This is a genomic window from Massilia sp. WG5 (assembly GCF_001412595.2).
Lineage (GTDB): Bacteria > Pseudomonadota > Gammaproteobacteria > Burkholderiales > Burkholderiaceae_D > Telluria.
The window spans coordinates 1132069-1156814 of the sequence record NZ_CP012640.2; the positions used below are offsets into that span (position 1 = coordinate 1132069).

Annotated in this window: 17 protein-coding genes and 1 pseudogene; 5 read left to right on the forward strand and 13 right to left on the reverse strand. The window is 56.8% G+C overall.

Annotation, left to right across the window (positions count from 1 at the left end; genetic code table 11):
* Positions 1–334 precede the first annotated feature (334 nt).
* The 3 genes from AM586_RS29255 to AM586_RS28025 form a co-directional block, all read right to left on the reverse strand.
* A complete protein-coding gene (locus AM586_RS29255) occupies positions 335–622 on the reverse strand; it encodes an antitoxin Xre/MbcA/ParS toxin-binding domain-containing protein (RefSeq protein ID WP_082439654.1) in 288 nt (95 codons plus the stop codon).
* A 70-nt stretch (positions 623–692) separates the two neighbouring features.
* Positions 693–1043: a hypothetical protein gene (locus tag AM586_RS28020; protein WP_156895583.1), complete on the reverse strand. Its 351-nt coding sequence runs from the start codon at positions 1041–1043 to the stop codon at positions 693–695.
* Positions 1044–1361: 318 nt separating this feature from the next.
* Positions 1362–1805, reverse strand: coding sequence for a hypothetical protein (locus AM586_RS28025; RefSeq protein WP_156895584.1), 444 nt, complete (start codon positions 1803–1805; stop codon positions 1362–1364).
* Positions 1806–2402: 597 nt separating this feature from the next.
* Here AM586_RS28025 and AM586_RS29260 point away from each other — a divergent pair.
* The 3 genes from AM586_RS29260 (at position 2403) to AM586_RS04940 (ending at position 4981) form a co-directional block, all read left to right on the forward strand.
* Positions 2403–2768 carry a helix-turn-helix transcriptional regulator gene (locus AM586_RS29260; protein WP_075792006.1) on the forward strand — a complete coding sequence of 122 codons (366 nt, stop codon included), beginning with the start codon at positions 2403–2405 and terminating at the stop codon, positions 2766–2768.
* Between the two features lie 465 nt (positions 2769–3233).
* A complete protein-coding gene (locus AM586_RS29265) occupies positions 3234–3515 on the forward strand; it encodes a transposase (RefSeq protein WP_082439655.1) in 282 nt (93 codons plus the stop codon).
* Positions 3516–3757: 242 nt separating this feature from the next.
* Positions 3758–4981 (forward strand): IS110 family transposase, encoded by a 1224-nt coding sequence (locus AM586_RS04940; protein ID WP_047826633.1) that lies wholly within the window; start codon positions 3758–3760, stop codon positions 4979–4981.
* Between the two features lie 1202 nt (positions 4982–6183).
* On the opposite strand, the gene AM586_RS04945 is transcribed toward AM586_RS04940, so the two are convergent.
* The 7 genes and pseudogenes from AM586_RS04945 to smc form a co-directional block, all read right to left on the reverse strand.
* On the reverse strand, positions 6184–7665 hold the full coding sequence (locus AM586_RS04945; protein ID WP_156895585.1) for a site-specific integrase: 1482 nt from the start codon (positions 7663–7665) through the stop codon (positions 6184–6186).
* Complete coding sequence (locus tag AM586_RS04950) at positions 7637–8533, reverse strand: AAA family ATPase (RefSeq protein ID WP_162600522.1); 897 nt, start codon at positions 8531–8533, stop codon at positions 7637–7639. Before AM586_RS04950 ends, AM586_RS04945 begins: the two co-directional genes overlap by 29 nt.
* Positions 8534–8642: 109 nt before the next feature.
* Positions 8643–10646 (reverse strand): hypothetical protein, encoded by a 2004-nt coding sequence (locus AM586_RS28030; RefSeq protein ID WP_156895587.1) that lies wholly within the window; start codon positions 10644–10646, stop codon positions 8643–8645.
* A 31-nt stretch (positions 10647–10677) separates the two neighbouring features.
* Positions 10678–12792 carry a hypothetical protein gene (locus AM586_RS28035; protein ID WP_156895588.1) on the reverse strand — a complete coding sequence of 705 codons (2115 nt, stop codon included), beginning with the start codon at positions 12790–12792 and terminating at the stop codon, positions 10678–10680.
* Between the two features lie 83 nt (positions 12793–12875).
* Positions 12876–13748 (reverse strand): annotated as a pseudogene (locus AM586_RS04955) (NAD-dependent DNA ligase LigA); the annotation flags it as partial.
* Between the two features lie 10 nt (positions 13749–13758).
* A complete protein-coding gene (locus AM586_RS04960) occupies positions 13759–14991 on the reverse strand; it encodes a cell division protein ZipA C-terminal FtsZ-binding domain-containing protein (RefSeq protein WP_060566940.1) in 1233 nt (410 codons plus the stop codon).
* Positions 14988–18509 carry a chromosome segregation protein SMC gene (gene smc, locus AM586_RS04965; protein ID WP_082439657.1) on the reverse strand — a complete coding sequence of 1174 codons (3522 nt, stop codon included), beginning with the start codon at positions 18507–18509 and terminating at the stop codon, positions 14988–14990. The genes AM586_RS04960 and smc overlap by 4 nt, the downstream gene beginning before the upstream one ends.
* A 301-nt stretch (positions 18510–18810) precedes the next feature.
* Between smc and AM586_RS04970 the strand changes: the two genes are divergently transcribed.
* Positions 18811–19905, forward strand: a complete 1095-nt coding sequence (locus AM586_RS04970) for a S41 family peptidase (protein ID WP_082439658.1) — start codon at positions 18811–18813, stop codon at positions 19903–19905.
* Here AM586_RS04970 and AM586_RS04975 read toward each other — a convergent pair whose 3' ends face one another.
* The gene (locus AM586_RS04975; protein ID WP_060566943.1) at positions 19906–20634 is read right to left on the reverse strand and encodes a phosphatase PAP2 family protein; all 729 of its coding nucleotides are present in this window, start codon (positions 20632–20634) and stop codon (positions 19906–19908) included. It abuts the gene before it with no gap.
* Positions 20635–20679: 45 nt separating this feature from the next.
* On the reverse strand, positions 20680–23184 hold the full coding sequence (locus AM586_RS04980; protein WP_060566945.1) for a DUF1631 family protein: 2505 nt from the start codon (positions 23182–23184) through the stop codon (positions 20680–20682).
* Positions 23185–23600: 416 nt separating this feature from the next.
* Between AM586_RS04980 and AM586_RS04985 the strand changes: the two genes are divergently transcribed.
* Positions 23601–23915: a hypothetical protein gene (locus AM586_RS04985; RefSeq protein ID WP_060567171.1), complete on the forward strand. Its 315-nt coding sequence runs from the start codon at positions 23601–23603 to the stop codon at positions 23913–23915.
* A gap of 159 nt (positions 23916–24074) precedes the next feature.
* On the opposite strand, the gene AM586_RS04990 is transcribed toward AM586_RS04985, so the two are convergent.
* Complete coding sequence (locus AM586_RS04990) at positions 24075–24635, reverse strand: ATP-dependent Clp protease proteolytic subunit (RefSeq protein WP_047826408.1); 561 nt, start codon at positions 24633–24635, stop codon at positions 24075–24077.
* Positions 24636–24746 lie beyond the last annotated feature (111 nt).

A 24746-nucleotide genomic window follows, 5' to 3' on the forward strand; every position in this document is an offset into this window, starting at 1 on the left:
CCTCCTTTTCAACACCATATTGATGGCTTTCACGGAAGTGAGTTCCAAGCTAAGCAAATCAGATGCTATCCGTCAGCCTGCCTGCGAACCATATTTTCGATAACCGCCTCAGGCATCGCCCTCACGAGCAAGCCACCAAATTTGCGAAAACTTTAAAGCCTACAAACTTGCTAGCAATCGCAATCAGCATAATTATTCACACTTAGGCTAATGTGCTCGCCACCAATACAACGACCCGAAGTATTAGGAAATTCCTTCGCTATCATTACATACTCCTTTCGCGCGCCGCCAGTATGCCGTAATTACTCATTGATTCTTCCTCATTCTCTTAATATCATGTATAGACACCAAATTCTACTCTAGTTAGATAGTCTAGTAAAATCTGGACGTTTGCAGATTTTGCCAAATCCACAGGGCGTCTGCCACCAAGGCCTATTGCTGGGGCAATAAACCAATTTAAAGCAGACCTTTTATCGCAACCAAGCGCACGAACGATGCTGGGCTCAATAGCATGCCATTCACTCAATAGCCCAAGCATTTTTAAACGCTTTTTTTGACCATTTGGCGCAGAGTAATGAAACGAGTAGCTGTAAAGTTGCGTTTTTCGCGACCTAACTCTCATAATTAAGATTTCTACAAAATAGTTAATTAATTATTTAAAAAATCGTTTTGCAGAGCTAAATCGAAAATTTCTACTTGAGACGACGTAACACTTCCTCATTGATCCATTGCGCTTCAGCCTTCGATATCAGGCCGCCTTCAAAAAATGCGTCGAGATAATGATCCAGTACTTTCTCTTCGCTCAGCCCTACGATTTTTCCTTCCTTGGCAGCGTGCGCCCTTCCCGTCAAGTCGGCCACATATTCTAAGCACATGGTCCAACGTTCATAGATTTCAGGTGGCGTACAGCCGGCCACATAAAATTTTCCTTTGTACTTTGACATTATTAGTTTTGGCTGCGTTCCAGGAATCGTGGCCGGGTAGTCAGGGCGAGGAAAACTCACCGGGACCTTCAAAAATTCATTCTCATCAATCTCGCGCATTTGATTAAACTTTTAATATTTTCGGAAATTCACTTTGGTGCTTTGAAAAGGTCCTGCTGCGTGGCAAATATCAGCAATGAACTGAAAATTTACGAACTTGTTTGAGCGGCCGCTTCAAATTCGGTTGAATACGCAAAATAAAACTTCTTACGAATAAAAAACGACACGGTATTAAAATTTTCGCCAACAACATAAAATCCCGGCGGCCCACAATAACCGGACTCTTCAACAATTTGGCAATCGCCGAATAATAACTAGGTATCAAGGACAACCATTATCGTTCCAATTCAGTAAACGCGCCCATCACATAACTGCATATCATATTTTGAAGTCTGGCTCAGCCCATACCAATGATACCTTCCGCAAATTATCTTTATCGACTTCGTCTAATGCGTTGTGTTCCATTGCCCCATCAGATAGCTCAAATACGTGAACAATATTGCCGTCCGGACTATTGCCAACGAACACTCGCTTAACCGATCTTATTTTATAATCGCGCTCGTCTACCCTCCGCGACTGCAATGATATCTTATAGAATTTTATATTTTCGGATTGAGCAAATAAAAAAACTTTTTCTATCGAATCAAATATGAAACGTTGCCAGCGGCTTTCCATAGAAACAGGCGCTACGTCAACATGAAAAATCTGGCCGTTAAATGGTATTTCAACAAACGAAAAAATATTAATACTTGGTTGATCAAATAACTCACGCAACACATCGATTTGCTCAGAACTATATGAGCTTTGATAGGCATAAAACACTTTTCCGTCCTCAAACGTCAAAAAATGAATGACTGGCTTGAGCAATCAAGCGGCAAAATAGATGGCTAGTAGACGTTAACATAATTCATCGTTACCTTAGCATAATTCATCGTTACCTTAGGAATACATTAGGGCCTGCTGTGCCGACGATTTCATCAATTCAAGCGCTGCAGCGTTACCGGTAAGCTCGACTGTCAAGGCCGAAAATAGTGCCAAATAAAAACTTCGCTTGGGCCAAAGCGCATCTATCGGCACATGAAGCTCTTCGCGATAATTTTCAAAAAAATACCACAAGCCAAAACTCAAATTCCGTCGAATCATATATACCTGACCTCGCAAGGTAAGTGCGAGAACGCTCGGCCGGTCATTCCGTATTGACGAACATTTTTTACAGTCCGCTTCAACTTGATGCAGGCTCTTAAGTAAGCACACAGGCCGACGTGAACCCCATCGCGACGGACACTAACGCGGGTTCAGACTAAGCGAGACCCTGGAACTTTAAGCCGAAAATCATTTTACATCAAGTGAATAGGCATTTTATGTCATTTTCTTCGAACTGCGCGCAGTTGAACATGACGGATTTTCAAGAGGAAACGCATGCCAAGAAAGCCAAAAGCGCCCCGCGGAGCGGCTCTTGGCGCTCAGGTGGGGCGCAACATTAGGACTGCGAGAACCCAGCGCGGAATGACACAAGGGCAGCTAGCCGAGGCTATTGATATCGAAACGGCAACATTATCTCGCATCGAAATTGGCGCCCAACTTCCCTCGCTCGACCGACTTCAGCATATCTCGGAGGTCCTGCAGGTGCACCTGCGATCATTGGTAGCAGAGGAGAACACCCCAAGCCTATTCATCGAATCAATAGCAGAGGCGCTCAGCGGCCTTCCGACACGGGAGCAAGTATTTTTACGCGATTTCGTGCTCAGCTATTCTCTTCACTGGAAGCGTGGTCAGACGAGCTAAGGATAACAAGACCATGCCTTTTACGATCGGAATTGGTGTAAACGCAATTTGACTAACAGGGTGTAGACGAAATCAATAAACATAGCTGTGGCATGCTATCGCGGTGTAGAAGGAGCATGCCATGGCGACGAAACGTTCACTCGACGACTCTACCCCGTCGGTCCACACTGGCGACAGGCCGCCAGCGTCGAACTCTGACCATATCGCAGCTTTGTACGATATCGTGACAGAGCATGCCCGGGCTGGTCTGCAAGAGATTGCTGAGGACTTACATCGCCGCTGTGGCGCACGCGTCTGTGCGGCGACGATTCGTCGCGCGTTACGTGCTCAAGGCATCGTACGACTCAAGCCGGTACGACGGGCGTACGCTGCAACCGCGGCCAAGGGGCCCAAGCGCTATGGCTACACGGCAGCCCATCGCCGCAAGGACGTGTCACCGTACAGTACCAATCTGACGGACGCGGAATGGGATCTGGTCGCCGATTTGTTCGAGCCTGCGCCGGGGCAACAAGGTACGCCTGTGCACTACAGTCGGAGAGAGAGCTCGTGAATGCATGTTCGTACGGACTACGTACAAGCTGCGCCTGGCGGCTCTTACCCGAGACGTTCCCGCTCTGGCAGGCAATCTACAAAGCATTCGCGCGCTGGGTTGGGGCGGGCGTGTTCGAGCAGATACAAGACCGGCTGCGCGAACAATGGCGTGCACCGGTACAACAAAACCGCATTGTCCTGACCAAACGATCATGACGGTAGCGTCACCCTTGCAGATGAAAGAGACTTGAGGGTGGAAGGTGACGGGTAGAGGTCGTGCTTAAACTTTGGCGGGCTCGCACCCCGTACCCAACGTGACCCGCCGAGCTGACTCGCACCCAGGATTGCACCTGCAAGGGCGTACGCTAAATTGGCCGTTGGCGAATTATCACCATCAGGCATCTTCAGTCTCGGCTCCCGCACCTTCCATTTTTGAGTCTAGCTCAAAGGGAGGGGCGATGGAACTGGTGACGATCCATAAAAGCGTGATTGGCCTGGATGTCCATCAGGCGCAGATCACGGCCTGTGCGCTGATTGAAATGCCCGATGGATCAACCCGGGTCGAACAGCGCCAGTTCGGTGGGTTCAAGCGTGATCGACGAGAATTGGCTGAATGGGCGTTGGCCCTCAAGCCAGACGAAGTGGTCATGGAAAGCACGGGCATCTATTGGAAGAGCCCTCATGCAGCGCTTGAAGCGGTCGGCATTCTTGCCAAGGTCGTCAATGCGCGGCATGTTAAAAACGTTCCAGGGCGCAAGACCGACATTGGCGACGCGCAGTGGCTGGCGATGCTGTCACGGGCCGGTTTGCTACGTGGATCATTCATTCCACCCGCTGTCCTGAGGGAGCTGAGGCTGATCGCCCGTCAGCGACAAAAACTGGTCAGCCAGCTCACGGGTGAAAAAAACCGACTCCACAAGATCCTGGCCGATGGCGGCGTGCGTCTGAGCGTTGTGGTCAGCGATCTTCACGGACAGTCCGCGCGGATCCTGGTCAAAGCCATCATCAGAGGATGTTCGCCTCAAGAAGTTCTGGATCAAGCGAGCAAACGCCTTCGCGCCAGTAGAGAAGTGCTCTACGATGCGGTACAGGGGGAATTGACCGATAGCCATCGGTTTGCGTTGGGCGAAATAATGCAGCACATCGAGGAGATCGAAGCGCGCCTTGCGCGCTTCGAGGCCCGTTTGCTCAATGGCCTCCAACCTGAACACAACGCGTTGGCGTTGCTGCAAACGGTACCCGGTATCGACCTTGTGGGCGCGGCCATGCTGCTTGTCGAAATCGGCTCTGACATGACTTCATTTGGCAGCGCTGACCGATTGGCATCGTGGATCGGCATTTGTCCGGGCAATCACGAATCTGCGGGCAAGCGTAAATCCGGTCGAGCGCGCAAAGGCAATCCCTACGTGCGTCGGCTGCTTTGCGAGTTTGCACATGCCGCCTGCCGTTCAAACTGTGCCTTTAAACCGAAATTTGATGCCTTGATGCCGCGTCGAGGTTACAAGCGCAGCATCGTTGCAATCGGCCACAGCATCATCCGCACCATCTTTTTCATGCTCCAGCGCCGCGAACATTACCGCGACCGCCTGGTCGATTACGAAGCCATGGCGGTCAAGCGTAATGCCCCCCGATGGATCAAGGCACTGACTAAATTCGGCTACCTCGATTCAGCCAGCGCCTGATCTAACGGCGTCGTCCCCGAGTATGGCTACTCACAGGCCAGGGGTACGCACGTCTCGATGGTTCTCTCTTTCACGCTAAATTCGGCTACCTCGATTCAGCCAGCGCCTGATCTAACGGCGTCGTCCCCGAGTATGGCTACTCACAGGCCAGGGGTACGCACGTCTCGATGGTTCTCTCTTTCACGCTAAGTTTACAGAAAGCCGAGAGAGCTAAGTCTTGCCGTGATAGGTCGCGCGGGCGCTCGCCACGAGCTCGGAAAAATCGAGCTTCCTGACTCGCTGAATGACGCAAAAAGTCGTTTAGCACGCGTAGACCCATTTGGTCTTAAGCGTCTCTACGACAACTTACGCGAGAAGATCGAAGAAGGCAGGATTTCCGAGTTGCTGCCTATGAACCCGAAGGACGCCCCTTCAGGTTTCTATGAATCGCTGTTTGGCCGAATCGTAGAACAGGTGAATGGGGGATCAAGGAAGTTTGGGGCGCTAGCAGGAAGGCTGGCCGTGGACTGGATGAAGGCCATCCCCTACCTCGAGATGTTAGGTCGTTGGATTTCAAGGCAGCGCAAGAGCGAGCGTAAGAAAGCCGAGCAAGCTTTAAATGATGGCATGACTCCTGCGAAGCCCAAAACGCTAGACGCTCTCATACGAGACGCCTTCGACCTTATTGAAGAAATCGTACGTTTCCAATGTTTGCAGCTTGGGAAGGCCTGTCGAGACCTTCTGCTACAGGCACTACGACAAACAGGGAAACGCCGATCTAGTACTAAAGGTGTTCGACTCTGCCCTGGCGCTGGAACTCGGAATTTCATAAAAGGCCGCAACAGCCTATGTTGAACTCGACCTGTCGCGAATAGCTGCGTCCGCCCTCCAGCGTCTTTCGCCTGAGGAAGGCCCTCTCACAACGGAAGCCTCACGGCAACTCCTTCGCGATTTGAAGGTGGAAAGCCTTAACCTAAGCCCAATAATCGTCACCGAGTTGCTTAGACTGGGCCTGAGTAAAGAAGCGAATAATTCATCACCATCCCAGCAAGGCTAGCTAGCCAAATTAATCCTAGGAGCCTACTGCATGCTTTACCCTATGCGACTCGTTTCTTTGCCTAACTAGGGGGTTGTCGTTTTGATACTCTCATTAAATCAGTACAAAGCCTTAAAAAAAGGAAAAACTTCGCTCGTCAGATTCAGTGGCCTACAGATGAGCGATATTACACCAAGAAGTTGGAAACCGAATTAGTTGAAATTGTTTCAGACTTTCCGGCAAAAAAATCGAGCATTTTTATCTCTTCAACCGCTTCAGGCGGCAATCCTTCGTCAATCTGCTGACGATTCCCTGGCAATGCAAAAGGAACTACAATCTCCGCTCTCTTCCGAGTAATGGTTTTGATGTAATGACGTGTCGTCTCAATGGAAACATGCCCGAGCTGAAACTGCAAAAACGTTTGAAACTGGGCTGCCATTCTTTCATCTAACTCAATTCCTTTTAGTCGACAATAGTTCCATAAAAGATGCGTCGCGCCGGTATGGCGTAGGTAGTGAGGTTTAACTTTTAAGCCTGTCTGACGAAATGCCTCTTCCACCATGTATGGTTTTACTGGAACCCCGCTTTCCGTAAGCCAGAGTAACTGTCCCGCTTGTGGTAGCTCAAGCTGCCCCTGACGTAGACTAGCATTTTTGCGAACACTATAACTCTGGTCAAATAGTTTCTTGCGACTCTCGAAACATTTCGATATATAGTCACGGTAAATAGCCTCAACAGTTTCTGGCCAAATATAACACCAAGCGGGCTTGCGTCCTTTAGCGATATGGTGAAACTTAAGAAATTCCGTGTCAGTGGCCCTCATTTCCGGCCATAACATCCAATGCGGATTTAATTTTCCTCGCGATCGAGGCAATTGGCATGCATTACTTACCCGAAGGCAAGTTTGCATCATTGTTTGCGCTAGTACCGCATATACAATGTCAATTTTCGCTAGGCGACGATATAGTTCCCCGTAAGTCGCCATGCTAATTACACGACCGACGTAATCATCAACTATTGGAGTTCTTTTCTGTCCGTCATCTTGGGCATAATGATGAACGTACCTACTATGGACATCACCAACCTCATCACGATGCCCGGCCCGTGTGGCTGCTCGCTTTTCCGGGAAGATCGCCGCATGAGAGATTCCTTTCATGGTTAGAAACTCGAAAAACTCGCGTATCCGAAGGTATTTAGTGTTGTACGTTGAATTACCCCATCCGTGAACGTTCTGCTGCGCATCAAGTAGACGCGTTACCTGCTCATAAGTCACTGACGTAAAATGAAACCCATTTGCAAACAGCGCCTCTAAGAACTGCTTGATGTCATAAGCTATATTTCTTAGTGAACTTACGTCCACAGTCTTCATCCCGACCAAGATACGCGACGGCCAATAGAAGCGATATATCAAAAACTCGCACATCTCCCTTTGCAGAATTCCGTCAACAAAAGGAATAAGCAAGCCTGAGTCAAGATCTTTATACAGTTCTATTTCCATTTGCCCAACAGATGCTTTATTTATCAAACCAAAGCAGATTCCCGGACGAGTAATTGCCGCGCCCGAGCGACCGCCCTCTTCACCAACCTGCTTCCGCACGCAAACAGCGAAACGCGCTATAGCAGAAGTTCTTACATTGTGATTATGACGAGGCGTGTTTGTTTCGCACAACGATCATTTCGTCGATCCAGGTTTCCTTATAAGGATCCGGCAACGTCAACTTTTTATACATTAAATCTAAGTCCTCATAACTAAGCATCTTGCCAGAGGCGTGACGATTGGCGTTCCGTTCCTTTACGATCTCATTTGGTGTATCAAAAAATACGCAACATTTTGTTACATCCTTGGCGCGTTTAGCGTACTGTACTAGATTTTCACGTTCATATCGCGTCAGGTTTGTCGCATCAAATATTACTGAATGGCGATCAGTGTATAGTTGGGCGTTGGCAGCCCAGGTCGACTTGCCCGAACAAGGCAGTCCGACTAATACATAAAGTCGCTTTGGATGCGCTCGGCTTAGTGCCTCATCTAATTCGTCGTAACACTTCAGCCATGCATCATGGCGGGCGCCCTCGTCACTGAATCTGTAAATCGCATTGCCAAACAAATATTTGTCGGGACAGATTACGGTTCTTATCGCACGATCAATTCCAACGACTTGTCCTGAGCCTTGTCCTTTAGTCGACACCGGATCTGATAATTTGGCTTGCAAGAGCAAGATCGTTTTACGCGCTTCGTCAAGTTCTCGCAACCAATTTGACGATACATTTTTGGCGGTTTCCAACTCCATAATAATTGGTCGAACTGATGACTTTACGCGATCTAGTTCTTGTTCCAAATCCGCAATTTCGCTATTCTCATGAACAACAGCCTTGCAATTTTGAAATTCTTCTCGAAAAGCAATGATTTCCACACCGATTTTTCGATAGTCCTCTGCGACACCATTTTCGGCAAATGGCTTATTTCCAGTAAGATAAGATTTAGCGACGCATGCTTTCTCAGCTATTTTTGTGATACTACATTCATTTACTTTATTCATTCTCTTTGCGCGCTCCTTGCACTCTTTGAACGCCTGTCGGATATCTAAGAGTCGTTCCTGATGAGTTCTCGCGTCACGTTTCCTTTTCGAGCCAAAATCAGACTCCATTTCATTCACCCACCAATTCGCTTGGAAATATCTTTTCAATATCCGAGGCATATTGTTTGACAAAAGCTCGCGCTTGAATACGCAACTCCTCTGTAGCAAGAGGTTGTCCGACTCTCGATTCTAAAAATCCGATATACCAATAAAAGGAATCTCGGAGAGCGGTTGACCAAGGGCCAAGCATCGCATGCTCACAGCGTTTACCAACGCACTGCGCAGGGTTTGGTGCCGCTTGCATATAGCGCCACAATTCTTGATCTATCGCATATTGCTTGATGTTGTCTCGCTCAGTTCGTATTGCACATGGTGGAGGAGACGAGTCATGGGGATTCCTCGTACACAGAACACCGAACGGCGTCATCATTGCCAACATTGAACCGCTAACAATTCGCTCTCTAACGCGTTCTTCAAAAGACGTCAATAGCTCTGAATCCGACATTGATTCGGAATTCGCATTTTGAACAGATCGATGAGATTCATAACCCCTAATGAGTTCTTCTCCTCTTCCACCTGCGAGCCGGCCAGTTGACGCCGCTTTACTCATTCTCTTGGCCATTGCGCTTGCAGCTTCCTCAATTGCATCTTTTCTGGCTTTAAGGAAAATAGGATTGTGATGAAGGTAGGCAAGAGGCATCAAGTTGCTACCGTGACCAAACAAACGCCTCACCAAAAGTATCGACAGACTACTTGCGGAGTCTAGCCAACCGGCAACTGTAGCACGGTAACAATGAGCGGTGTATTCATCATCGTCACCATAAGGCGTGACAAAGGGAATGTCGAACCATTGCGCGAATTTCCGTAGCCATCGATTGACCGTGGATTTACAAACCCTTGCCTTATCTAGTTCTTGTATTCGCCTATAGTTTTTCCCGAAAGGAGCTATAACGTAAGGACTATCGTCATTCCATCGCAATTTTTCTAGAATCGAAATAGCATGGTTAGTTTGCTCTGGAACTGGCAGACGGAGGTGTATCGCGGTTTTATTCACATAGGCGTCGACATAGTAGAGCATGTCGGCTCTACCAGAAGGCCTACAACAGCCTGTTCGGACGAAGGTGAGATCAAGGTTTCTTAGTCCAGTAGTTAAGAAAATAATATTAACGCACGCAGCCCTCAACAAATTGACCATCGAGAGAAAGATCTTGAACGGCAGCGGCCCTTCTTTGGAGAAACCCGCGTGATTGCGCGGCGATGAGCACGCAAGTTTTTTTATCGATGTGGCAAACTTGATTCCAGCTTCAGATCGAAGATATGGAGTATAGCTTTCCGAACTCATGGTCACCGCTTCCCGATGAGCCGCTAATATCAACTCGGAATATTCCTCGATTATCCACATTGACCGTTCAATGACGGGCTGGGTGGTTTGTGGAGGCATAGCCAAATATGGCCTCACTTCAAAAGCTGGCTCTTTTAAATTTGCATAACGCTTGTTAATCCATTTCTCAAATGAAGTATCTTTCCATGGATATTCAAATGTAGGCAGAAGAAAATATAAACCGTCCACCGCATGCCGGGGCAAGTCCTTCAGAAGATTCAGGCATGTCGGCAACCTTCTGACTTCTGCACGTAAAACGATCTTCTGATCGATTAAGGGAACAAGCTCATCGGTTCCGATTTCATTGAGTCCAATTAAATATTCTCCGGCACATCCTTGAAGGATGGATTTTTCCTCTAAAGTCTGCTTTAAAAAGCCTAACAACATATTGAGATAACCCGCTACCGTAGATAGGCTAACCCGTTTCAACTCAATATAATTGAGTATAGCAATTTTTAAAAGTAGAACAAACGCAGGACGTTTGTTGGCTGGATCAACCGACATCCAGCGGATACCGGATTGAGGTATTGTCTCATCTCGCCACTCTAGATCCTTAAAAATGTTCGTCGAGCCTGGAATTTTTTTTTCCGAGTACCTATCGGCTAACTGTCGGATACAAATCCACTGTGCGTTTGCCAGATCCGCTAGCTCTTCAAAATTTTTAGACCGCGCTTCAAAAACGATATTTTCCATAGCATCAATGGTGATCCGAACTAAACGTTTATTAAACTTTAGTTTGTATGATTGGAGGCAAGGACACCGCTCCCGATCTCGCGTCCTCCCACGCACGCTGAACTAAAGCCTCACCGTCCCTTGAATTTTTCTTTTTGTACTTATTTAATGCATCGTTAGCAATCAACCAACGATCTTCATATACGGCGTTCCAAGTAACACCCATTATCAGTCGTTGCTCTTCATATTGAAGAATTCTCAAGCAGATGTATGGCAGGTGTTTTTGACAAATGATACTACGCCTACAACCGAGACATAGGTCGTAATAGGTGCATTCTTTTGCGATCGCCATGCCATGGGTAGGGTTAGCTGGATCTTTGCACTCGCACAAGTATAGGGATTTTCGCGCTTCAGGTTTATCCTCCAAAGATACTTCGCCAGCGAATTCCAACGCTTGATTAATATTTTTGGAAGTGATTGTAGCTATAGCAATATCGAGAACCGCTGTGGCGTTTTGCGAACGCATTATATAATTAGATAGAGTAACGTCTAGCGTATTGTGGTCTAGGTCTGATTGAAGCCGGTCCGCAAGCTCCTGAGAATTCACGACACCAGATAGGTGCTCCAACATTTTTGTTGTCGCAAATACCTTTCTGAATCTTTTTGTTTCCAAGCTCTGTAAGAGCTCCCCGTTTTCTAGAGTTACGGGATAACGTTGATTCAAATCCCGACCCCATTGACTTACGACAGTTTCTGCCATTTCAAAGAACGGGCCGTCAAAATTTGTTTTCGCATGCCTTTCATACTCCTCCAACATCTGATATAAAGGACTATCGATCACTATAGCAACGGCAATTGGCTTGTCTTTTGTGAGCGAACCGGTTTTTCTTTTCCATCCGATAATCTCGACTTCTTTAGGCGCACCCTCTTTTCTAACGAACAAGGTGTCGCCTTGGGACAATATGCTTTTCCCATCAATACGCGACGACCAACTTAGCACAACCTCTTTATTGAGCCCAGTATAAATCATTACTATATTAACCAGGCAGAATGCAAGTTGCGATAGAGCCCCCGTTTTATCGTCTTTCACTGAACGTTTAGCATAAAGTCCGAAAACATTATGTCTTGGCGCAGTAGAGTGTAGAAGATGGGTCTTCCTTTCCCAGACTACATATGCCTCATATTTTTTTGCCAAATCAGGACAGTACTTCGCATAACCAAGAATCAGTTTAGTAAATTGCTTCTTTGAATGAAAATTAAGCTTAAACCATAGAAGTTTATGATTTAATATTTTTCCGTAGCCAATCTCGGTCGATAGCCAAAGATGCAAGAAATTATAAATATCGGCCCTTCCGTTACTTGCTCGCCTGGGTTTACGTCCATGGAATATCCAATCTTCGCCAAGAGACTCCAATGTCAACTCTTCATAATGCTTCAAGTAAGCTATCTGGCGCTTGAACCGATAGAGAAATTGCGCTAGCAATTGATACATAATTGCATCGGAATATGCCCCGTCTATATCATCACCGGAATGATTATGCGGCTCAGGAGCATTATTCCGACGTGGATTTGGCCAAGCTATCTTTTGCAAGTTTCCGTCAAAACTCGTCGCATGATATGATGAAAATATAGATCTGGGATCACCGAATGCTCTCTTATAACCTTTGACGTTTCCCGTCTCAAGGAAGCTTCTGTAATCCAGCCAGTCCTGATATTCGATACTGTAAATGTTGAAACCATCTAATTTTTCTAAACGAGAGGTGGAGATGAACTCGATCCAAATCTTCACGCTGGTAACGATATTCGTCAGCGTGCTATATGATTTGTATTTTCCCGTTAGGAAATGAATCATTAGCCGTGCTAATTGGTGGCCGAATCCGGGCGTGATCTTTTGAGAAGCGAAATCGGGGAGTGCAAGTGACGATAAGCCGCGATTACCGCTGTTCCCGCCGATGACATATTTGATGCCATTTGCTTTGGCCGCTATGACCTCTGCAGATGAAGGCGTTTGAAGGTAGAACCGGGTAAGTTTTTGTTCAGAACGACTGCCGCCGTCTGATATATCGATAAACCGCTTGAGCGGCGGTAAACCGTCATCTTGCAACTGGGCGCGATTGGCGTCAGGCAATAACTGAATGTGTACGGGAGGTTTCGACCGACGGCCCATGGTTGTCTTAACACAAAGTTATGTGTCTTGACACTCTACGCCGGAATGCGTGCGTTGTAAACCGATTCTCAGAAGTTAGTAAATTCGATCTCGTAGGGCAGCGTCTTGCGCTTTTCGCCGATCGAACGGAAGTAGGCGAGGATGCCTTCGCAACCGGTGACCACGGCGCGTTCCTTCGACACCGGCAGGCCGAGGCGCTCGAACCAGTCCAGCACCGCGGAGTGCGATCCGGGCATGTCGGCCCCTTCGAGCACGCCGATGCCGTAGGCGAAGAAGCGCAGCTTGCGCTGGGCGGTGATGCGGGCGTCGAGCTGGCGCAGGCTGCCGGCGGCGGCGTTGCGCGGATTCGCGAATTCCTTCTGGCCGGCGTCGCGCTGGCGCTGGTTCAGGCGTTCGAAGTCCTGCTTGAACATCAGGACTTCGCCGCGCACTTCCAGCACTTCGGGCGCCTTTTCTCCATTGGCACTGCCCTGCAGGCGCAGCGGTATCACCTTGATCGTGCGGATGTTGGCGCTGACGTCCTCGCCGGTATAGCCGTCGCCGCGGGTCGCGGCCTGCACGAACACGCCGTTCTCGTAGCGCAGGCTGATCGCCAGGCCGTCGAACTTCAGCTCGGCGGCGTAGTCCACTTGGGTTCGGCCGAGAGCTTCGCGCACACGGCGGTCGAAGTTGTCGATGTCCTCGTCCGAGAAGCCGTTGTTCAGCGAAAGCATCGGCATTGCATGCGTCACCTGGCTGAATTCCGGGATCGGTGCGCCGCCCACGCGCGAGGTCGGGGTATCGTTCGATACCGCTTCCGGATGCGCCGCTTCGAGTTCCTGCAGTTCGCGGAACAGCCTGTCGTACTCGGCGTCCGGAATGGTCGGGGCGTCGAGCACGTGGTAGTTGTAGATGTGGTGGTTCAGCTCCCTGACCAGCCACGCCATGCGCTCGAGGTAATCCTGCTGTTCAGCCATGGACGCTCCTTCAGCTGAACAGGCGCAGCGCGCGGGTCGAGCCGGCCGGGATGTCGGCCGCTTCCATCTCCTGGTAGAACTCGCCGACCTGGCCGGCGATCTCGCCCAGGGCTTCGTCCGACAGCGGCTGGTCGAAATCGTCGACGATGGCGGCGTCCAGGCGCAGCTCCAGCGACTTGGCGCAGGCGACCATCTTGCCGAAGCCGTCCTTGGCCGGCGCCACGCAGGGCACGTCGAGCAGCAGGGTCAGGCGCGAAGTGGTGTCGGCGCCCAGGTTGACGTTGGTCGACAGGGTGAACAGCACGCCGCCCGCGGGTCCGTCTTCCTTGTCGAGCATGGCGAAGCGACCGTCCGGGCGCACGTCGAAGCCCTGGTTCTCGAGCGCGCCGATCAGGGTCGACATCGCCCACGGCGCGCCTTTCGAGGCCAGGTTCACGCCCAGTTGCGCGTCATGCCCGGCGACGAAGCGGTGCAGGTTCTTCGCCTCGCTCATCACCTCGATCATGTCCGGCACTTCCGGCTCGGCGGCGATTTCGTCGGCCACCGCGCGCAAGCGCGTGACCATCTCCGAGTATTCGAGTTCGTTCAGGGCCGTGCTGCGGGTGGCCAGCTGCACGCCGGCCTGCAGCCTGGTGTAGACGCCGCCATGCACGATCGGCTCCCAGTCGCCGTTGACGGCCAGGCCGACGAAGTGCACCGGCTTGTTGCCGACGCGGCGCAGCTTCAGCAGCGCGGGCAGGATCTTGTCGCCGCGCAGGGCGCCTTCGATGTTCAGCGGGATCAGGCAATCGATCAGCGGGTCGACCAGGTTTTCGGCCAGCTCGGCGGGCGGCGTGTCCGGCTTGGCGCCCGGCAGGCCGGCCAGCGGATCGAGGGCAGCGGCGGCGCTGCCTGCGGCCGGCGCGGCGGCGTGGACGGCGGGCGGCGCCGAAGGATGCGCGGGAGCGGGCTCACGGACGACCGGCTCGGCCAGGGCGTCGGCGCCGGCCAGTTCCGCAAACGGCGCGTCGACATTCGCGTCCAGCACCGGTTCCTGGCGCGGGGCCGGCGCGGGTTCGTCGAAGCTGGGCTCCACCGGTGCGGCCGGCGCGGCGCCGCTCTTCATCAGCACGTCGTCATGGTCGGTGGAGAAGGCGCGTTCGACGCTCTTCCTGGCCTTGTACTCCTGCCACTTGTTGTAACTAATGACGCCGACGACGAAGATGCCGCCTGCGGCGATCAGGCTCATTTGGAAATCTGTCATGCTGCTTGTGCCTCAGTAGCGAAATTCGCGGCGGACTCCATGTCCACCGCCACGATGCGCGATACGCCCTGCTCCTGCATCGTCACACCGATCAGTTGGTTGGCCATCTCCATCGCGATCTTGTTGTGCGAGATGAAGAGGAATTGGGTATGGTCCGACATGCGCTTGACCATGCGGCAGAAGCGCTCGGTATTCGCGTCGTCCAGGGGCGCGTCCACCTCGTCGAGGAGGCAGAACGGCGCGGGATTCAGGCGGAACATCGAGAATACCAGCGCGGTCGCGGTCAGCGCCTTTTCGCCGCCGGACAGCAGGTGGATCGTGGCGTTCTTCTTGCCCGGCGGCTGGGCCATGACCTGCACGCCGGCGTCCAGGATTTCTTCGCCCGTCATCACCAGCCTGGCGGTGCCGCCGCCGAACAGGATCGGGAACAGTTCCGAGAAGTTGGCGTTGACGCGGTCGAAGGTGTCCTGCAGCAGGTCGCGCGATTCGCGGTCGATGCGCGCGATCGCGCCCTCCAGCGTGGCGATCGCTTCCTGCAGGTCGGCGTTCTGGGAATCGAGGAAGCGCTTCCTTTCGGTGGCCTGGGCCAGCTCCTCGACCGCCGCCAGGTTCACCGCGCCGAGCGCCGTGATCGCGTTGGTCAGGCGCGTCACCTCGCCCTGCAGGTATTGCGGCTTCATTTCCGGATTCAGCTTGCTGGTCAGCTCGGCCTCGTCGGCGCCGGTGGCGCTCAGGGCTTCGGCAAACTGTTCCTGGTTCAGGCGCGCGGCCTGCTCCTTCAGCTGCATCTCGGTGATGCGCTCGCGCTGCGGCTGCAGGCTGCGTTCGGCGCCCATGCGCGCTTCTTCGGCGCTGCGCAGCTGCTGCGTCAGCTGGTCGAGTTCGTGACGCGCGTCGGCCAGCGCCTGCTCCTGCGCGGTGCGGCGCGCCAGCAGTTCCTGCAGGCCTTCGGCGGCGGTGCCGGATTCCAGCGCTTCCAGCTCCATCTTGCCGGCGCCGATGCTCTCCAGGACCTGGGCCGCCTGCTGGTTGGCGGTGGCGATGGTGCGGCGCAGCTCTTCGATGCGGGTGCGCTGGGTCTTCTCGGCGAATACCGCTTCCTGGGCCGCCCGTTCCAGCTCGCGCAGCCTGTCGCGCGCCTCGCTCAAGGCGCGTTCCTTGTCCTGGAATGCGAGCTGGCCGTCCTCGTGCGAACCCTGCAGCTCGGCCAGCTCCATGTCGAGCTCCTCGAACCGGGCCTCGGCCTCCGCCTTGACCTGGCGCTGCTCGGACTCCTGGGCCGCGATCTCGTCGAGGTCGGCGGAAATCTGGCCGCTCCTCTGGTTGAAGCGGGCCTCGACCTCGGCCTGCCTGACCACCTCGATCTGCAGGGCGTGGGTTTCGCGCTGCAGGGTGGCGACCTTCTGGCGGCCGTCCTGCAGGCGGCGCTGCAGCTCCGTGACGGCGGCGTCGGCGCGGGTGGCGCGGCTGCGCGCCTCGTCCAGCAGCAGGGCCTGGGCGCGCAGCTGTTTGCCGATGTTGTCGATCTCGTGCTGGCGCGCCAGCACGCCGTCCTGCTCGGCGTCGGCGGCGTAGAAGCGTACGCTGGAGCGGCTGACGATGTGACCGTGCGGCGTGACGAAACAGCCTCCTGGCGGCAGGCGATCGCGCTGGGCCAGGGCCGTGCCCGGATCGTCGGCCACATACACCTCGTGCAGCCAGTCGTCCAGCAGGCCGCGCAGGCCGGGGTCGTTCAGTTTCAGCAGGCTGGCGAAGGATTTCAGACCGTGCGCCGCCGGCGCGGGGGCGGCGGTCGAGGGCGTGTAGACGGCCATGCGCGCCGGCGGCGCATCGCCGAAGAAGCCGCGCGCCCAGTCCAGGTTCGAGATCTCGAGCGCGCCCGTGCGTTCGCGCAGCACCGACTCCAGCGCGGTCTCCCAGCCGGCCTCGATATCGAGCTTCTGCCACAGGCGCGGCAGCTTGTCGAGTTCGTGCTTCTGCAGCCAGGGCTGGACCTTGCCCTGGGTCTGGACCCGGTCCTGCAGCTGGCGCAGGGCCGACAGGCGCGCTTCCAGCCTGGCGTTCGCCGCGCTCTCCTGCTGGACCTGGGCGTGGGCTTCGCGCCGCTCCTGCTCGCTGGATTCCTGGCGGCTGGCGGCTTCCTCCAGCAACAGGTTCTGTTCTTCCAGTTGCAGTTGCTTCTCTTCCTGCTGCATCCGCAGCTTGTCGAGGTGGCCGGCGTCCGGCAGGTTCAGGTTGCCGCGTTCCTGCTGCAGGCGCTCGCGGCGCGTCGCCAGGGTCGCGAGGATGTTGGAGGCATTGCGCTGGTGCGCCGACGAGAGTTCGATGCGCTGCTGGACCTGCATGATGCGGGCGCGCGATTCGGTCGATTTTTCCTGGGCCGCGCGCCAGGCGGCGTCCAGTTCCGGCAGGCGCTCGTTCTGCGCCTCGACCGCGATCTGCGCGCCTTCGACGCGGGCCGCCAGTTCCTCCAGCCGGTATTCCGCTTCCTCGATCTGCTCCTGGGTCTCGTTCGCCTGGTTCAGCCACTGCTCGCGCTGGGCGGTGAGCGTACCGATCTGGTTCTGCAGCCGGGTGCGCGACTCGACCACGAACTTGATCTGCGCTTCCAGGCTGCCGATCTCGGAGTTGGTCTGGTACAGCGCGCCTTGCGCCGCATGCAGGCGGTCGCCGGTTTCATAATGCGCCTGGCGCATGCGCTCCAGTTCCAGCTCCAGGTGGCGCATCTTCGCGTTCTGTTCTTCGAGGCCGGTCTGGGCCTGTTCCATCTCGAGGAACCAGCGCGCCTGCTCGGCCTTGGCTTCGTTCTTGCGCAGCAGCCAGAGCAGCTTCTGCTTTTCTTCCTGGTCGGCCTGCAACTGGTGGAAGCGGTTCGCGACCGCGGCCTGGGCCTCGAGTTTCTCGAGGTTGGCGTTCAGCTCGCGCAGGATGTCCTCGACGCGGACCAGGTTCTCGCGCGTGTCGGACAGGCGGTTCTCGGTCTCGCGGCGCCGCTCCTTGTATTTGGAAACGCCGGCCGCCTCTTCCAGGAATACGCGCAGCTCCTCGGGCCGCGACTCGATGATCCGCGAGATCATGCCCTGGCCGATGATGGCATAGGCGCGCGGGCCGAGGCCGGTGCCGAGGAAGATGTCCTGGATGTCGCGCCGGCGCACCGGCTGGCCGTTGATGTAGTAGGTCGAGGTCCCGTCGCGCGTGAGCGTGCGCTTGACGGCGATCTCGGCGTACTGGCCCCACTGCCCGGCCGCCTTGCCCGCGCTGTTGTCGAACACCAGTTCGACCGAGGCGCGCCCGGCCGGCTTGCGGTAGGTGGAGCCGTTGAAGATCACATCCTGCATCGACTCGCCGCGCAGCTCGGAGGCTTTCGATTCGCCCAGCACCCAGCGTACGGCATCGATGATGTTCGACTTGCCGCATCCGTTCGGGCCGACCACGCCGACCAGTTGCCCCGGCACCTGGAAATTGGTGGGATCGACGAAAGACTTAAATCCCGACAATTTGATGGAGGATAGACGCACGTTTGCTCAGGGTGGAGGGGTATCTGTCAAAAGCTGAATCATACCACCTGTTCCTTGCTTTACGGCCAAGATTTGGCGTCGCTTCCCACTCTGGGCGCCCGCGCTGTCCCGATCAATTTCACTCCCTGTAGCGTCATCGATCCTCCCTTGGGCGCATGCGAAACGCATGCTCACCAAAATAGCAATTGGAATTGCTATTCAATGGCATTTTTAGTGCTATGCTCAGGTCGTAATATTGCCGGACAGCCGAAGGCAATGCTGCTGACGAGACCATTGCCAGCCATTTACGAGAGGACACAATATGAAAAAGAAATGGATTGCCATACCTTCTTTATTATTGCTGGCAGGTATCGGCGTGTTTGCCGCCATGCCGGTATGGCGCCCGGCATGGGAAGCGTACCGCCCCCGCCCCAAGGTCGTGGTCGACGGGGCCATGCGCGCAGAAGCGATCGATAACCTGGTAGCTGGCCTGAACCGGTACTACGTTTTTCCCGACAAGGCAAAACAGATCGAGACCCTGCTGCGGCAGCGGCGGCAAGACGGCGCTTACGATGGCGCCCGCAGCGGCGTGAAACTGGCCGCGCTGCTTGAAGCGGACCTGGCGTTCGTTGCCCATGACCTGCATATGCGAGTCAGGTTCAGCCCCGAACGCTTGCCGCCCCAGCCGCCCCCGCCTTCCATGAAACGGCTGGCATCGCTGCAGGCGCCACCCGAGGACAGCAATGTCGCCATGCGCTGGATCAACCGGATCGGGCGCAGCATGGCGACATTCGGCGTCGAGAAGGTCTCACATCTGACGCCGAACATCGGCTATCTGAAAGTGTCGGGATTTCCGCCACCCTATCTCACGGCCGAAAAATATGCTGCTGCGATGGACGAGCTCGCCGATACCGATGCCCTTGTCATCGACGTGCGCGACAACCGCGGCGGCACGCCCCTATCGGTGGCCCTGCTGGTCAGCTATTTCGTCGACCAGCGCACCCGCCTGAACGACATCTGGGACCGCGCATCCGGGGAAACGGCGCAGTTCTGGACAGAAGACAAACTCGACGGCAAACGCTATGGCGGCAAGAAGCCGGTCGTGATCCTGGCCGGCCCCGGCACAGCGTCCGCCGGCGAAGATTTCACCTACACCATGCAGGCCCTGAAACGCGCCACCGTGATCGGCGCACGGACTTGGGGAGGCGCGCATCCGACCATGCCCTGGCGGCTTGGCGATCACCTGTATGCCATGATACCGAGCGCGCGCAGCATCAGCCCGATCACCCACGGCAACTGGGAAGGCACGGGTGTGATTCCGGATGTCGCGGCGCCGCCGGCCGAGGCGCTCGCGGTGGCGAAGGCGCTGCTGCAAGGTCGACCCGGCGGCGCCATAGCCGTCGACAGCAGGAAGTGATCAGGTGCAGAGGAGGTCGAAACGGCGCCTGTACGGCGCGCACGGCGGTACGTAGGCGTTCCTCGCCGGCTGCCAATCGTCGCGCAGCCAGACGCGGTCGCTGCCGGACAGCTTGAGCGCCGCCGCCGTCAGCCACTGGTGGGAATTCATGGGGTCGGCGCGCGGCAGCAGCACGGTTGCCGCCAGCAGGCCGAGCAACAGTGGCTGGGGCGTCCAGTCGCGCGCGGCGCGGCAGCGCACGATGAACAGGCCGGCCGCGCCCAGGCCCAGCAGGCAGCCTGCAATGGCTTCGCTGGGCGTGTGGGCGTGAACCTTGACGCGGGCCACCGCCACCGCCGCCGCCAGGATCGCGCCCGCCAGCACGGCGGCGCGCTGCCAGCCTTCCTTGCGGCGCTCGGGCTGCCCGTCCGCCCGTCCTTCCTTGCGCCGTTCGACGCGCCGCCTGCCCTGGCGATCCAGCAGCAGGAACAGCGCGACCGGGAACACGGCCGCGGCGCGGGTGGCGTGGCCTGAGAAGCCCGTAAAGCCCAGCGAGCGCACGCCGATGCCCCAGCCGAGGAAGGCCACCTGGCTGGCCGCCGCAATGAGGATCGCCGCGCCGAACAGCAGGCACCAGGCCAGCGCCAGCCGCCAGCAGCGCGCGCCGACCAGCCAGGCGGCGATGGCGAGGGCGAGCAATGCGGTGACGTTCAGGCCGCCCAGGGCGGAGAGATGGGACCACCAGATCATGATTGGAAATCGTCGAGAATGCGTGCGGCTCGACTATAGCGCACTTCAGGCGGCCGCCTGCATTGCCTCCGACAGCACCTGCCCCACCACGCCATCGATGGCCAGCACGCGTGCGGCGCCGGCGTGCAGCAGCCCGGCGAATTTTTCGGCGGACAGCGAGAAGGCTTCGCGCCGTCCCGCCCCCGAGAAGATGAACAGGGTGCGCAGCGGGCTCACCCAGGCCAGCTTGACCTTGCGCGCCCCCTCGGCGCCGCGGAACTCGAACCACATGCCGCGCTCCAGGCCGTCCACCGGCGAAATCATCTGCTGGCGCGCCGCTTCCTGCTCGGCCGCAGCCTGTTCCAGTTCGACCCGGCGCAGCGCATCCTGCTGGGCCGCCTCGACCGCCAGTTCCAGCTGGCGCTCCGGCGACAGTTCGATCGGCGCCCGCACGATCGAGGCGTGGCACTCGGCCAGGCGGGCGAAGAATTGCAGGCGCTCGGCGTCCTGCCACTTGATCGCATCGAGCCATTTGTTCAGCGTGGTCAGCAGCTTCGGCAGCTTGGCGATCAGGGACTTGCGCTGTTCCTGGGTCGGCTTCGGCTTGACACTCCAGATCAGCTCATCCATCGCGCGGGTGGCATTGCCGACCGCGCCCGGCTTGTCCGCTTCGATGCTGTAGGCGAAGGTCATCACCGTGGTCCAGCGCTGCTCGAGGAAACCGCTGACCACCTGCTCGACCTCGCCGGCCTCGACCCGCAGGGCGACCGCGTCGCGCGCGGCGCGGGTCGCGACCTGCAGCTTTTCCTGTCTCAGGGCGATGGCGACCGGGCCCGCCATCGCCTGTTCCTGGGCGCTTTCCTCGGCGGCGATGCCGGCCTCGAGCTCGGCCACCGCTTCGGCGAAGGCTTCGGGATGCGCTTCGCCGCCCGCGCCGACCCGTTCGACGCTGCGCTGCATCACCTGGAACAGCGGATCGTCCCGGTCCTTGCGCTGCTCCCAGCCCATGCGCGACAGCAGGTCGACAAGGCGCCGCGCCGGGTGCGCTTCCTCGTAGAAGAAACTCTTGTCGAGCAGCGCCGCCTTCAGCACCGGCACCTGCAGCACATGCAGCAGTTCGCGCGTCTGCGGCGGGATGCTGTCGTCCAGCAGGACCGTCTCGAACACGCGCGACAACAGGCCCAGCGTGCTTTCATCGCCGCGCGACAGGCTGCCCTTCGGCAGACTCTGGGCGAAGCGCGGCAAATAGAAGACGTTATGCGGCAGCGCGCCGCCTGCCGCGGGGAAGGCGCCGACCGGCTGGGCCTGGCCCTCCCCTTGCCCCCGGGCCTGAGCCTGGGCTTGGGCCTGCAGCGCCGGCTCGATGCGCGCCAGGAAGTCGAGCAGCGGCGCGGCCTGGCCCGGGCTCAGCAGCGCGGCATCGTGCGGCAGGCCGGGGATGGGAGGCAGGCCGGCGGCGGCCAGGCTGCCGGACGGAGCGGCGCCGGCGACGCTGCCGGCCGGCGCCACGCCGGATGCGGCCGCAGCGAAGAAGCCCGCGGCGCCGGCGCCCGGATAGTGGAAGCCGGGCGCCGCAACGCCGCTTGCCGGCGCGCCCGGCACCGGCACAGACACGCCGGCGCCGGCCGCTGCAAGGAATCCGCCCGCCGGCCGGGCCGTGCCCGGCGGCGCATCCAACGCGCCGGCGGCCTCCTGCGGCTCGCCCTGCTCCGCCGCCGCCGAGGCAAACCCGGCCGCGGCGCTGGGCCGCCAGCCGCCGGTTCCCGCGGGCATCTCGGGAAGCTCGGGAATCAGGGGCGCGTCATCGCCGAACAGCTTGCGCAACTGCTCGGCCAGCGCGGCCTTGCCGCTGGCGCGCGCGGCGCGGGCCGCGGCGGCATCGTCGGTCTTCTGGATGCGACAAGCCTCGACCGCGCCCGCCTGGCCATCCTTGCGCACCAGCGCCTCGACCAGGGCCTCGTACAAGGGCGCGAAGTCGAATACCAGTGCGGGCCGCAGCAGTTCGAGGATCAGGTCGTGCGATTCTTCTTCCGGCTCGAATTCGCGCCAGGCTTCTTCCAGGGCTTTCAGGAAGACTTCGGGCCGGAAGGGATTGGCATCGGCGCGCAGCACGCCCTTGCCCAGGAAGAGGCCGAGGCGGACCGACAGCGCCGCCAGCTGCTCCGAATGCTGGATGTCGAAGGGCCGGGTGATGGCGCCGAAGGCGACCTTGCTGTCCATGACCTCGAGCGGGACCAGGCTGAGGGTGGCCGGTACGTCCCTGGCGGCATCGCCGGGCAGCAGGCGCTCGAGTTCCTGGCGCAGGGCGCGTTCGAGGCCGGTAGCGGCCAGGTGGAAGTAGGCGTAGCCGTTGTCCTTCAGGAGTTTGCCGGAGCGGACGCGCCGGTACACCTCGCGGGTATCCATGCCCGGCTGGCCGACGTCCGCCAGTGCGGCGCCAAACCGGCCCGCCATGGACGTGAGTTGCTCCTTGAAGCGCGCCGCTGCGATACCGACGAGCGCATCCAGCGTCGCCTGCTGCTGCAAGGCGGCCTGGCGCGCTGCCGGACGCTGGATTCGGCTCGATGACATTGGTGGACGGCGGTATATTTGGCTTGCTTGCTGCTATTGTGGCACATAATTTCCATATGGCAATCACATTCTGCGGATCGCCATGCCGCTGGGGCCGCCGGGTGTCCTCCGACAGGCACCGGCTAGTCATTGCAGAAAAGAATGTTTATGCTATTGATGAGCTAACATGATCCGCATATCAAAGACTTCACAAAATCTTCACGCATCGAGATAGAATGACTTTCTCAGCGCAGCAAATTTTATAGAGAGATTGTTTTCTATAGCTAGGCCATCTCCTACAAGACCGCACGCTGTGTTCCGATACCACATCAACTGCCGGGCTCGCATTATTGACCTACCGGAAACGCTACTGATTTCCAATGTTTCAGGACGCTACGGTAAAGCAGAACATTTCCAATATTTTGAAAGGAATGATCATGGCGAACAACAGCAAATCGGGCAACCAGGGCGGCTCCCACGAGCAGCACGTGAAGGCCGGCCAGCAGAGCCACAAGAACGACGGCAACAAGCAGTCGGGTTCGGGTTCGGGCTCGCGTTCGGGCGGCTCGGGCGGCACCCGCGGCGGCACGCCGGAGCAGCATGCGGAAGCAGGCCGTCAGAGCCACAAGAACGACGGCAACAAGCAGTCGGGTTCGGGCTCGGGCTCGCGTTCGGGCAGCACCCGTGGCGGCACGCCGGAGCAGCATGCCGCTGCCGGCCGTCAAAGCCACAAGAACGACGGCAACCGCTAAATCCGCCTGAGGTCGAAGGCGACGCCGCAGCATCCGCCGCAGCGCCCCCTTCGGCCTTCAAGGACGGCAACAGGGCCCGGGACGGGAAACCGTTCCGGGCCCTGTTTTATCGGTGCGCCGGGAAAGCGCAGGTGCGCGGCCGGCGCCGCGCAGGCTGGATCAGATGTTCTGCAGGCGGGCGCCCTTGGGCGGCGCGAAGTCGATGACGTCGTTGACCAGGCCGGCAGTCCTGGCGTCGCGCGCGTTGAGGTGCAGGTCGCCATATTGGTGGATGCCCCATTGCTCCGGCGAGAGTTCGATATGCTTGCGCAGGATCGACTCGGTGCGGGCATCGTCGGCACGCAGGCCTTCGACGATGATGTTGAGGGCGTCCGGACGCGAGCCGGGCGAGGCCGTCGCATGCGATTTGTGGATCATGAAGCGGGCCGTCTCGCTGGCGTAGCGCCGGGTCCCGGACAGGAACAGGATCACGGCGATCGAAGCCACCGCGCCGCCGTTGTACATCACGAACTCGACCGGGGAGTTGGCCAGGAAGTTGTACAGGCACAGGCCGTCGCTGACGTAGCCGCCGTTCGACTGCAGCAGCACGTGGGCGGTCTCGATGCCGTCCTCGGCCATCTCGGAGACGGCTTCGAAAACGCGATGCACCATGTCGCTGTTGACGTCACCGGACAGGGTGAACCAGGCCTCCTTTTGCTGTTTTGCTTGATCTTCGCTCATAGTCGCTCTCTTCTTTCGGAAGGGTCATAGGGCGAGTGTAACAAAACACGGCTTTTCCCCCTTGTAGACGCACTGCAATAGTGCGCGCCTACCGGGCTGGCCCGAACAGGG